This window comes from Streptomyces sp. NBC_01433 (assembly GCF_026340105.1).
In the GTDB taxonomy this organism is placed as follows: Bacteria; Actinomycetota; Actinomycetes; order Streptomycetales; family Streptomycetaceae; genus Streptomyces.
This window is the reverse complement of the sequence record NZ_JAPEPM010000001.1, coordinates 5,821,727-5,833,244: the sequence shown is the minus strand read 5'-3', so window position 1 is coordinate 5,833,244 and position 11,518 is coordinate 5,821,727. Positions and strand designations below refer to the sequence as shown.

General features: G+C 72.8%; 9 protein-coding genes. 5 read left to right on the top strand and 4 right to left on the bottom strand.

Features of this window, described 5'->3' with window-relative positions; all coding sequences use genetic code 11:
* Window positions 1-21: 21 nt before the first annotated feature.
* The gene (locus OG413_RS26150; protein ID WP_266810369.1) at window positions 22-1,470 is read left to right on the top strand and encodes a GNAT family N-acetyltransferase; all 1,449 of its coding nucleotides are present in this window, start codon (window positions 22-24) and stop codon (window positions 1,468-1,470) included.
* On the opposite strand, the gene OG413_RS26145 is transcribed toward OG413_RS26150, so the two are convergent.
* The gene (locus OG413_RS26145; RefSeq protein ID WP_266809272.1) at window positions 1,352-2,617 is read right to left on the bottom strand and encodes a PLP-dependent aspartate aminotransferase family protein; all 1,266 of its coding nucleotides are present in this window, start codon (window positions 2,615-2,617) and stop codon (window positions 1,352-1,354) included. The genes OG413_RS26150 and OG413_RS26145 overlap by 119 nt on opposite strands.
* Before the next feature lie 59 nt (window positions 2,618-2,676).
* Here OG413_RS26145 and OG413_RS26140 point away from each other — a divergent pair, with 59 nt between their 5' ends.
* From OG413_RS26140 to OG413_RS26130, 3 genes are all read left to right on the top strand, one after another.
* Window positions 2,677-3,261, top strand: a complete 585-nt coding sequence (locus OG413_RS26140) for an Lrp/AsnC family transcriptional regulator (protein WP_266809270.1) — start codon at window positions 2,677-2,679, stop codon at window positions 3,259-3,261.
* Between the two features lie 48 nt (window positions 3,262-3,309).
* Window positions 3,310-4,995 carry a DUF885 domain-containing protein gene (locus OG413_RS26135; RefSeq protein WP_266809268.1) on the top strand — a complete coding sequence of 562 codons (1,686 nt, stop codon included), beginning with the start codon at window positions 3,310-3,312 and terminating at the stop codon, window positions 4,993-4,995.
* A gap of 242 nt (window positions 4,996-5,237) precedes the next feature.
* Window positions 5,238-6,161 carry an ATP-grasp domain-containing protein gene (locus tag OG413_RS26130; RefSeq protein ID WP_266809267.1) on the top strand — a complete coding sequence of 308 codons (924 nt, stop codon included), beginning with the start codon at window positions 5,238-5,240 and terminating at the stop codon, window positions 6,159-6,161.
* On the opposite strand, the gene OG413_RS26125 is transcribed toward OG413_RS26130, so the two are convergent.
* Entirely contained in the window at window positions 6,124-6,612 is a 489-nt protein-coding gene (locus OG413_RS26125; protein ID WP_266809265.1) for a rhodanese-like domain-containing protein, read from the bottom strand. The two genes, OG413_RS26130 and OG413_RS26125, sit on opposite strands and share 38 nt — an antisense overlap.
* Window positions 6,613-6,706: 94 nt before the next feature.
* On the opposite strand from OG413_RS26125, the gene OG413_RS26120 reads away from it, so the two are divergent.
* The gene (locus OG413_RS26120; protein ID WP_266809263.1) at window positions 6,707-7,153 is read left to right on the top strand and encodes an Lrp/AsnC family transcriptional regulator; all 447 of its coding nucleotides are present in this window, start codon (window positions 6,707-6,709) and stop codon (window positions 7,151-7,153) included.
* Between the two features lie 4 nt (window positions 7,154-7,157).
* Here OG413_RS26120 and OG413_RS26115 read toward each other — a convergent pair whose 3' ends face one another.
* On the bottom strand, window positions 7,158-10,268 hold the full coding sequence (locus OG413_RS26115) for an SMC family ATPase (protein ID WP_266809261.1): 3,111 nt from the start codon (window positions 10,266-10,268) through the stop codon (window positions 7,158-7,160).
* Window positions 10,265-11,506 (bottom strand): exonuclease SbcCD subunit D, encoded by a 1,242-nt coding sequence (locus tag OG413_RS26110; RefSeq protein ID WP_266809259.1) that lies wholly within the window; start codon window positions 11,504-11,506, stop codon window positions 10,265-10,267. Before OG413_RS26110 ends, OG413_RS26115 begins: the two co-directional genes overlap by 4 nt.
* Window positions 11,507-11,518: the final 12 nt, after the last annotated feature.

Genomic DNA, 11,518 nt, shown 5'->3' with positions numbered 1-11,518 from the left:
CACAGTGAGGTCATGACTGATGTGACATCCGCGAAGACTGCCCGGCGTCCACACCACTGGCGCCGGGACCTGATCGAACTGGCCGCACTGTTCACGGCGGTCGCCGTTGCCGACGCGATCGCCAACCTGATCGGTCACCAGCCGGACGGGCCCTATCTTCTGATCGCGTCGGCCGTGGCGCTGGTTGCCACGGCCACCTTCCACACCTGGTGGGCACGGCGCCACAGCCACGCCCCACCGCCGGGCCCCGGCGACGCGGGCTCCGCCGGGGATCCCGGCGCGGTCGCGGCGTCCACCGGGAAGGGGCCATCGTTGTCCGCCGAGGACACGGTGCTGTGGCGGATGCGGACGACCGTACGGGACACCCCGGGCAGCCTGGCCGTGCTGTGCACCGCGCTCGCCCGGCTCCGGATCGACATCCTCACCCTTCAGACGCACCCGCTGGCGCACGGCACCGTCGACGAGTTCCTGCTCCGCGCGCCCGCGACGCTCCAGGCCCAGGAGCTGACCCGGGAGATCTCCGCGGCGGGCGGCAGTTCCACCTGGACCGAACGGGCGGACGCCCACGATCTCGTGGACACCCCGACCCGCGTCCTGGGGCTGGCCACCCGTACCGCACTGGACGCGGCGGAGCTTCCGCTGGCCCTGCGCCAGTTGCTCGGTCGCTGCACCATCCACTCGCTGCCCGCGGTCTCGATCACCGGCCGCCCGACCGGTGAGAGCGCACCGGTGGAAGGCGTGCTGGAGGAGACCGTGATGCGGCTGCGCGATCCGTCCGGCGGGGTCATCACCGTCGAACGCCCCTATCTGCCCTTCACACCGACCGAGTTCGCCCGTGCCCGTGCCCTGGTCGAGCTCGATGCCCGGCTCGGCCCCCGCGTCCCGCGCAGCGAGGACGTGCTCACCCTCCCCGAAGGCAACGAGATCACCGTGCGCCGCGCCGACCGCGACGACCTCGCCGCCGCCCGCGCGATGCATGACCGCTGCTCCCCGCGCACGCTCGGTCTGCGGTACCACGGCCCGGTCGGCGGCGCGGACCGGTACCTGGACCACCTGCTGAGCCCGCGTTTCGGCCGCACCCTCGCCGTGCAGACGGCCTCCGACCGGCTGGTGGCGCTGGGCCACCTGCTCTGGGACGGGGACGAGACCGAGGTGGCCCTCCTCGTCGAGGACGACTGGCAGCGCCGGGGAATCGGATCCGAACTGCTCGGCCGCCTGGTGGCGCTCGCCATGGCGGCCGGCTGCGAGAGCGTCTACGCCGTGACGCAGTCCCACAACACCGGCATGGTCGCTGCCATGCGCGCGCTCGGACTGCCCCTCGACTACCAGATCGAGGAAGGCACCCTGGTCATCACCGCCCGGCTGAAGACGGCTCCGACGACTTCGAACGCTCCGACGACTTCAAGCGCTCCGGCCACTCCGGCTCAGCAGACCGAACACGCCGCATGGGCTGAGCAGGCCCGTCGCTGAGCGCCTGGCACAGATCCGCCCACAGGTCCTCGACGTCCTCCAGGCCGACCGACATCCGCAACAGCCGGTCGCCGACACCGGACGCCTGCCGGTCTCCCTCATCCACAATGCGGTGGCTGATGGACGCCGGATGCTGGATCAGCGAGTCCACACTGCCGAGGCTGACGGCAGGGGTGATGAGCCGCACCCCGGCGATCACCCGGTGCGGATCCCCGTACACCTCGAAGGAGACCATCGCCCCGCCCAGCTCCGGGTAGTGCACCCGCGAGATCCGGGGGTCGGCGGTGAGCCGGCGGGAGAGTTCGGCGGCGCTCGCCGACGCCGCGCGTATCCGCACCGGCAGCGTGGAGAGCCCGCGCAGCAGCAGGTAGCCGGCCAGCGGATGCAGTACGCCACCGGTGGCGAACCGCACCTGACGCAGCCGGGCCGCGAACTCCTCGTCGCAGGCCACGACGCCGCCCATCACATCGCCGTGCCCGCCCAGGTACTTGGTCGCACTGTGCAGGACGATCCGGGCCCCGTGCTCGGCGGGCCGCTGGAGGACGGGCGTCGCGAAGGTGTTGTCCACCAGCAGCGGAACCGTGCCGCAGGAGTGGGCGACGGCCCGGATGTCGACTTCCGCCAGGGTGGGGTTGGCAGGCGTCTCGACCATCACCAGGCCGGTGTCCGGCCGGATCGCGTCGCTGATGCCCGCCGGGTCGGTCCAGGTCACCTCGGTGCCCAGCAGTCCGGCTCCCAGCAGGTGGTCGCTGCACCCGTAGAGAGGGCGGACGGCCACCACATGGCGCAGCCCCATGCTCGCGCGGGCCAGCAGGACCGCCGTGAGCGCCGCCATTCCGCTGGCGAACGCGACGGCGCTGTCGGTTCCTTCCAGCCGGGCCAGTGCCGTCTCGAAACGGGCGGTGGTCGGATTGTCCAGCCGGGCGTAGACCGGCGGCCCGTCGAGCCGGGCGCCGGTGGTGGCGAACGTGTCGATCCGCTCGGCCTCGCCCCGGGAGTCGTACGAGGGGTAGGTGGTGGACAGGTCGAGCGGCGGGGCGTGCAGGCCGAGTGAGGCGAGATCGTCGCGTCCGGCATGCACGGCTTCGGTGGCCAGTGCCCTGGACCGGGGTGGGGTCGCGGGCGTGATCGAGACTTCGTTGTCCATGCGGTCACTCTGAACAGCTACCGGAAAGTAGAGCGAAAACCCCGTGCTACGTTCGCCTGATGGCTGATTCTGTCGTCCTGGATCCGGTCGATCTGCACATTCTGCGACTGCTACAGAACGATGCACGGACCACGTACCGGGAGCTCGCCGCCGAAGTGGGCGTGGCGCCCTCCACCTGTCTGGACCGGGTGACCCGGCTGCGCCGCTCCGGTGTCATCCTCGGCCATCAGCTGCGTCTGGACCCCGCCAAGCTCGGCCGCGGTCTGGAAGCCCTCCTTCTGGTGCAGGTCCGGCCCCACCGACGGGAACTCATCGGCCCGTTCGTCGAACGGATCAGGGCCCTGCCGGAGTCCCGTGCGCTGTTCCACCTCACCGGCCCGGACGACTATCTCGTCCATGTCGCGGTGGCCGGCACCGCCGATCTGCAGCGGCTGGTGCTGGACGAGTTCACCGCGCGCCGCGAGGTGGCCCGGGTGGAGACCCGGCTGATCTTCCAGCAGTGGGAGTGCGGCCCCCTGCTGCCACCTGGCGGGATGCCGGCCGACGGAATCCAGACCGGCGGGACGCAAACCGGTGCGAGCCAGACCGGCGGGACCCGGACCGGTTCCCCGGCGCCCGGCAAAGATGCGGATCCGGACGCCTGACACCGAATGATGGTGACGCGGAGGGCCACGCCGTACGAGGATGTCCGCATGTCAGACACATCGAGCCGCGCGCTGCCCCGTCAGGTCGCCGACGCCTACGTCGACGCATTCATCGAACTCGACCCGATCACGGGCACCTATCTGGGCGTGGCGGAGAGCTCGCGCCGCCTGCCCGATTTCTCACCGGCCGGTCAGGCCGCCGTCGCCGCTCTCGCCCGCGCCACGCTGGCCGAGCTCGATGCCGCGGAGCTGCTGCCCGGCGCGGACAGTGACGCGGAACGCCGGTGCGGGCGGCTGCTGCGCGAGCGCCTGACCGCGGAACTGGCCGTCCACGAAGCCGACGAGGGGCTGCGGGCCGTCTCCAACATCCATTCGCCCGCGCACAGCATCCGTGAGGTGTTCACGGTCACCCCGACCGAGACCGACGAGGACTGGGCAGCGGTGGTGGACCGGCTGCGCGCGGTTCCCGCGGCGCTGGAGGGGTACCGGGCCTCACTCGCCCTCGGCCTGGAGCGCAAGATGTACGGCGGGCCGCGCCCGACCGCCACGTTCGTCGAGCAGCTGACGGAATGGAGCGGGAACAACGGCCCGTCGTTCTTCGAGGACTTCGCCGCCCCCGGTCCGGCCGCGCTCCGTGAGGACCTGGACGACGCCGCGCGTCAGGCCACGGCCGCGCTCGCGACGCTGCGGAACTGGATGAGCGAGGTCTACGCCCCCGCGGTCGAGGGTGCGCCCGACACGGTGGGCCGTGAGCGCTACGCCCGCTGGTCGCGCCAGTTCAACGGCACCGACCTGGATCTCGACGAGGCGTACGCGTACGGCTGGGCCGAATACCACCGGCTGCTCGCCGAGATGAAGACCGAGGCCGCGAAGATCCTGCCCGGCGCGGGTCCCTGGGAGGCCCTCGCCCACCTCGATGTGCACGGCAAGCACATCGAGGGTGTCGACGAGGTCCGTGACTGGCTGCAGAACCTGATGGACGAGGCCATCGAGGCGCTCGACGGCACCCACTTCGAACTCGCCGAGCGGGTACGCAAGGTGGAGTCCCGGATCGCCCCGCCCGGTGGCGCCGCCGCCCCGTACTACACCGGCCCCTCCGAGGACTTCTCGCGCCCCGGCCGCACCTGGCTGCCGACCATGGGCGAGACCCGTTTCCCGGTGTACGACCTGGTTTCCACCTGGTACCACGAGGGCGTTCCCGGGCATCACCTGCAGATCGCCCAGTGGACGCACGTCGCCGACAGCCTGTCCCGCTACCAGGCGTCGGTCGGTCAGGTCAGCGCGAACGCCGAGGGATGGGCGCTGTACGCGGAGCGTCTGATGGACGAGCTGGGCTTCCTGCCGGACGCCGAGCGCCGACTCGGCTATCTGGATGCCCAGATGATGCGGGCCTGCCGGGTGATCGTGGACATCGGCATGCACCTGGAACTGGAGATCCCGGCGGATTCACCGTTCCACCCGGGTGAGCGCTGGACCCCGGATCTGGCCCAGGAGTTCTTCGGCAGCCACAGCGGCCGGCCGGCCGACTTCGTGGAGAGCGAGCTGACCCGCTATCTGTCGATGCCGGGGCAGGCCATCGGCTACAAGCTGGGCGAGCGCGCCTGGCTGCTCGGCCGGGAGAATGCCCGCAAGGCGCACGGGGACGCGTTCGACCTCAAGGCGTGGCACATGGCGGCGCTCTCGCAGGGTTCGCTGGGTCTGGACGACCTGGTGGACGAGCTGTCGAAGCTCTGATCCGGCGCGCGGGCGGCGCCCGTGCGGCCGGTTTCGGCTCCGCTCCGTTCAGTCCAGGGTCCGTTCAGTCCAGGGCCATGAGCCCGGCCGTCGTCGGCCGGTGACCGGGCCGGGCGGCGGCGAAGAGGGCGTTGAGTTCCGGGCCGGTCAGCGGTGGGCTGATCTCGACGTTCATCACCACGTACTACCAGTCGCCGCCCCCGTCCGAGGACGGGCGTTCACCCGAAACGAGGTCGCACGCGTTGTCCCCGACGACCGGATTCCTGTTCTGCGCCGACCCGTTGCGTCCCGGCCGGCCCGACCCCCAGTTCGCCGGGGAGGCCGCCGCCGTGCGGGCGTCCGGCGGCCGGATCGCCCTGCTCGACCATGACGCGCTGCTCGCCGGGGACGCCGCCGGGGCGACGGCCCGGATCGAGCGGGGCTCCGGCCCGTACTGGTACCGGGGCTGGATGGTGCCCGCCGCCCGGTACGGGGAGCTGGAACAGGCGCTTCGCGCGCGGGGCTGTTCGCTGTACACGGACGCGGTCGCGTACCGGGGAGCGCATGAACTACCGGGCTGGTACGAGACGTTCGCCGAGCTGACCCCGCGCAGCGTCTGGCGCGCCATCGCACCGGGGAGCCCTGCCCCCGGCGGCTCGTCCTGGTCCACGCTCGCCGCACCGCTCGGTCCGGGACCCGGGATCGTGAAGGACTTCGTGAAGTCCCGCAAGCACGACTGGCACGAGGCGTGCTACATAACGGAGTTGACCGACCCGGAACGGCTCGCCACCGTCGTCGGCCGGTTCGTCGAGCTGCAGGGCGACTTCCTCGCCGGGGGCGTGGTGCTGCGCGCGTTCGAGGCGTTCGTGCCGGGTGGCGAGGCACGGGTGTGGTGGGTGGACGGTGAACCGGTGCTGGTCACCGCGCACCCCGACACTCCGGAGCACCTGCCCACACCTGACCTGACCGCCGTGCGCGAAGCGGTGCGGCGGCTCGGACGACGGTGGGTGACCACCGATCTGGCGTTGCGGGAGGACGGCGTCTGGCGGGTGGTGGAGGTGGGCGACGGGCAGGTCAGCGGGCTGCCCGCCGGGGCCGACGCCGCTGCCCTGGTCGCCGCCCTGACGGACGCGGGGCGCCGTGCGCCGGTCAGCAGCCGCAGTTCTCGGCGTCCACCGGTGCGGTGAGCTCGTCGGCCGTGCGCTGCCCGACGCCTTCCCAGGTCTCGTACGCGAAGCCCTCCCGCGCCCAGTACTCGAATCCGCCGAGCATCTCCTTGACCTGGTAGCCGAGTTCGGCGAGGGCCAGGGCGGCGCGGGTCGCACCGTTGCAGCCGGGGCCCCAGCAGTAGGTGACCACGGGCACGGCAGGGTCGAGGAGCGCGGCCGCCCGCTCCGGGATGAGGGCGGTCGGCAGGTGGACGGCGCCGGGAATGTGCCCCTGGTCCCAGGCGGCGGTGGACCGGGAATCCAGGACGACGAACCCGGGCGCGTCCTCGGAGGCGAGTGCCGCGGCGACGTCGGAGACATCGGCGTGGAAGGCGAGCGAGGCGCCGAAGTGGGCGGCGGCCACGGCCGGGGAGGCGGGCGGAACACGCAGGACGGGGTCACCGGCAGTGGCGGCGGGCTGTGAGGTCATGCCCAGAAATCTATGGTCAGCGGCCCTCGGCCGGAAGCGGAGATCCCCGGCGCTCGCCTTGATCCGCCGGGGATCTCCCTGCTAATTCTGGCCCATGACCGACTATTCCCCGGACGCCACCGACTGGCGCATCCTCGATGTACTCCAGCGCGACGGCCGGGCGACGTTCGCCGAACTGGCCCGCGCCGTGGCGATGTCCCCGAGTGCGGTGACCGAGCGCGTGCGCCGTCTCGAAGAGGTGGGGATCATCAGCGGATACGCCGCGGTGGTGGACCCCGACCGGCTCGGGCTGCCGATCCTCGCCCTGGTGCGGCTGCGCTATCCGAACGGCAACTACAAGCCGTTCCACGATCTGCTCGACACCACACAGGAGATCGTGGAGGCCCACCATGTGACCGGCGACGACTGCTTCGTCCTGAAGGTCGCCACACGGTCGATGAGCCACCTGGAGGAGGTCGCGGGACGGATCGGCGCCCTCGGCTCCGTCACCACGAGCGTCGTGTACTCCTCACCGCTCCCCCGGCGCGCGATCAGCCGCTGAGACCTCAGGTCACACGGTGGCGCACCGCGGATCCGTGCCGCTCCTTCACCACTTCGAGCTGGGCGGGGATACGGCGGCGCAGATCGGCGACATGGCTGACGATGCCCACGCTGCGGTCCCGCTCGCGCAACGAGTCCAGCACGTCGAGCACCTCGTCGAGGGTCTGGTCGTCCAGGCTGCCGAAGCCCTCGTCGATGAAGAGCGTGTCCAGCCCGGCGCCGCCCGCCTCGTCGGTGACGACATCGGCGAGGCCGAGCGCCAGGGCCAGCGAGGCGAAGAACGTCTCGCCGCCGGAGAGCGTCGCCGTGTCGCGCTCGCTTCCCGTCCACGCGTCGACCACATGCAGGCCGAGTCCGGCCCGGCGGCCGCCGGTGCGGGCGTCGGAGTGGACCAGGGTGTAGCGGCCCGAGGACATCCGCTGCAGGCGGGCGGTGGCGGCGGCGGCCACCTGTTCGAGGCGGGCGGCGAGTACGTACGCCTCCAGGCGCATCTTGCGTTCGTTGTCGGCCGCCGTTCCCGCGGTCAGTCCGGCGAGCCGGGCGATGCGCTCGTACTCCTGACGCACCGGGCCGAGCCTGCGGACCTCCTCGGCGGCGCGCCGCGAGAGGCGGCCGAGTTCGGCGCAGCGTTCCCGCGCGGCGGCGAGCGCCGCGGCGGTGTCGCGCAGCTGCCGCTCGGCCCGGTCGTACGCGGCCCGAGCGAGGTCCGGGGTCGCGCGCGGACGCTCGGCTGCGGCGCGCGCGTCCTGTTCGGCGCACCGGTCGGCGACCGCGGCGGCCTCGGCCTGCCAGGTGTCGATCCGCTGTTGGAGGTCGCGCTGGCCGGCGGCGTCGAGCAGGGTCGCCGCAGCCTCCCGCGGGGTGTCGAAGCCCGCCCGGAACGCGGCGTCGGAGAGCCGGTCGTCGGCCTCCTTGCGCCGTTGTGCCGCGTCCTGTTCGGTGCGTACGGCCTCGGCGGCCTCGGCGAGGAGGGCGACCCGGCGCGCGAGCCGGTCCGCGTGTGCGGCGACCGAGTCCGACTCGCCCCTCGCGGTCGCCAACTCTGCTTCCAACGTGGTCTGTTCGCGATCGAGGGCTTCCCGCTGGGAGGTCCGGGCGGCGGCCCTCCGCTCAGCCTGCTGTTGCTGGTCGAGGCGGCCCAGGTGCTCCCGTTCCGCTGCGGCGAGGGCTTCGCGCGCCGCATGCGTCCCGGCCGCGAGGCGGTGCGCCTCGGCGTGCTCCCGGGACAACCGGTCCACGAGTGCTCGCAGTTCCACGACGGAGGGATCGACAGCTGAAGGATCGACGGCCGAGGGATCGACAGCTGAGGGATCGACGGCCGAGTCGCGAGCGGCACCACCGGTCACGGCTTCAGCGGCGTTCCCGGCCCCCCGGGCCTCCGGCTCCGCCGCCTCCCCGCGCGCCGCGGCATGTCTTTCGCGTACGACTCCGAGGGCGTGCTCCGCCCTCACGCGGGTCTCCTCCGCGCGCCGGTGGGTGGCGAGTGCCGCCTCTTCCGTCGCCCGGTCGACATGGCCGTCTCCCGCGCTGGCGGGGGCCGGGTGCTCGGCCGAGCCGCACACCGTGCAGGCCGTGCCGTCGACGAGTTCGGCCGCCAGCTCGGCCGCGATGTCGCGCAGCCGCCGCTCGCGGAGTCCGAGCCAGGTCTCGTGGGCGCCGAGGGCGTGTGCGCGGGCCTCGTCCAGCCGGTCCCGGGCGTCGGCCGCCTCGACGGCGAGCGCGTCGCGGCGACGCGCCGCGTCGAGCCGCCTGCGGGCCGGGGCCAGGCGCCCGGCCACCTGTTCGGCGCGGGTCGCGGACTCCTGCGCCGTTTCGATCCGTTCCCGCAGCTCCTGATGGGTGGCGTCCCAGCCCGTCAGCCAGTCGGCCGCTTCCCGGATCAGCTCGTCGTCGGCCCGCGACTGCCGTTCCAGCCGGACGCGCTCGCTGTCGATCTCCGCGCTGCGCCGCTCGGCGCGGCGGGCGGCGTCGAGGCCGCCGAGCTCCTGGCGGAACCGGCGCTCCAGTTCCGCGAGTTGCTCGGCGCCCGCGTCGACGAGGCTCGCGGGCAGTCGGGCGCGCGACCGTTCGCGGGCCTCGCTCGCCGTGCGGTACGCCCGCTCGGCCTCGTCCCGGAGCTCCAGCGCCGGAGCGACGCGGTCCGCCTTGCGGGCGCGCTCCAGCCGTGCGTGGCAGCGGTCCCGTTCGGGGCGTCGCTCCTCCAGCGCGGCGGCGCGGCGCCGGGTCTCCTCGTACCGCTGCTGGAGCCTGGCCAGTTCGTGCGCGGCGTCCAGCGCCCGGCGGGCGGCGGCCTGCCCGTTCTCCACCTCGGACAGGACGGAGCGGGCGATGTCGAACCGTTCGTGTGCCGCGCTGCGGGCGACGGCGGCCCACTCCAGGACGCCCTCGGCGAGCCCCGGTTCACCGGGCTGGGCGGCGGGCAGTACCGCCTCGTGGGCCGCCGGTCCGGCGGCCTGGGCGATCCGCTGGGCGACCGCGAGGATCTGTTCGTCCCCCGACTTCACCCTGGCCTCGGCCCCCCGGCGCAGTTCGGCCAGACGCTCCTCCACGGCGGCGAACCGGCGGGTGTCGAAGAGCCTGCCGAGGAGTCTGCCGCGGGCTTCGGCGTCGGCGCGCAGGAACCGCGCGAAGTCACCCTGGGGCAGCAGCACGACCTGGCAGAACTGGTCCCGGCTCATGCCGATGAGCTGGGTGATCTCCTCACCGATCTCCTGGTGCGAGCGGCTGAGCGCCTGCCAGCCGTTCTCGGAGTCGTACTCGCGCAGCCAGCTCTGTGCCTTCTCCGTGGTGAAACCGTCGCCCTTCTTCTTGGGGCGGGGCTGGGCGGGCCTGCGGGTGATTTCGAGGCGTCGGCCGCCGACGGTCAGCTCCAGCAGGACTTCGGTCGGCAGCCCCGCGGGGGCGTGGTCGCTGCGCAGCGAGGTACCGGGGCTCTGCCGGGCGCCGGGCACGGCCCCGTACAGCGCGTAGCAGACGGCGTCGAGCACCGAGGTCTTCCCGGCGCCGGTCGGTCCGTGCAGCAGGAAGAGTCCGGCCGAGGAGAGTGCGTCGAAGTCGACTTCCTGGGTGGCACCGAACGGGCCGAAGGCGGTGAGGGTCAGGCGGTGCAGTCTCAACGGGACACCTCATGAACGCTGTCGTCCACCCGTACGTCGTCGAAGGCCGCGCGCAGCACGGTGCGTTCGCGCTCGTCGGGCCCGCTGCCGCCCCGGACATGGGCCACGAAGTCCTCCGCGATCTGCTGGTCGTCGCGCCCCTTGAGCCGCTGGGCGTACGAGGCGAGGGGGTCCTCGGGGGCGCGCTCGGGATCGAGGACGAGGCTGAGGACGTACGGAAAGCGGCGGGCGAGACGGGCCATCGGTTCGGCGGGGCGCACCGGGTCGGTGAGCGTGGCCTCGACCCAGGAGTTCTCGTGACGGTCCAGGGCCGGGTCCTCCAGCAGGGTGTCGAGGCGGCCTCGGAGCCGGGCGAGCGGGCGCCGGACCGGGCAGTCGACCCGTTCGGAGGTGAGGTCGCCGGAGCCGTCGAGGTCGATCAGCCACATGGTCTTGCGGTGGTCGGACTCGGAGAAGGAGTACGCGAGCGGGGAGCCGGAGTAGCGGACGCGCTCGGTCACCGTCTGGCACCCGTGGAGGTGCCCGAGTGCCACGTAGTCGACGCCGTCGAAGACACCGGCCGGGACGGCGGCGACCCCGCCGACGGTGATGTCGCGCTCGCTGTCGCTGGGCTGCCCGCCCGCGACGAAGGCGTGCGCGAGGACCACGGACCGGGTGATGCCGCTCCCGGCGGACCCGGACCGTCCCGGGCTGTTCCCCGTGGCACCGGATCGTCCCGGGCTGATCTCGGTGGCCGCGGACCGTCCCGCGAGGTCGGCGCGGACCTTGTCCATGGCGGCGGTGAGGACGGCCTCGTGCCCGGCCTTCGCGGCCCCCAGCATGTCCTTGACCAGGGCGGGCTCCAGGTAGGGCAGGCCGTAGAACGCCACGTCGCCGTGGTCGTCGGACAGGACGACCGGCGTTGCGCAGCCCTCGGGGTCGGTACGCAGATGGATACCGGCCCGCCCGAAGAGGCCCGCGCCGACGCCCAGCCTGCGCGCCGAGTCATGGTTGCCGGAGATCATCACGGTCGGGACCCCGGCGTCGGCGAGCCGGTGCAGCGCGGTGTCGAAGAGCTCGACGGCCGCGAGCGGCGGTACGGCGCGGTCGTAGACATCGCCCGAGACCAGGACCACATCGACGTCCCGCTCCCGCACGGTCGCCACCAGGTGGTCGAGGTAGGCGGCCTGGGCGTCGAGCATCGGGACGCGGTGGAAGGACCGTCCCAGGTGCCAGTCCGAGGTGTGCAGAATCCTCAAGACATCACTCCG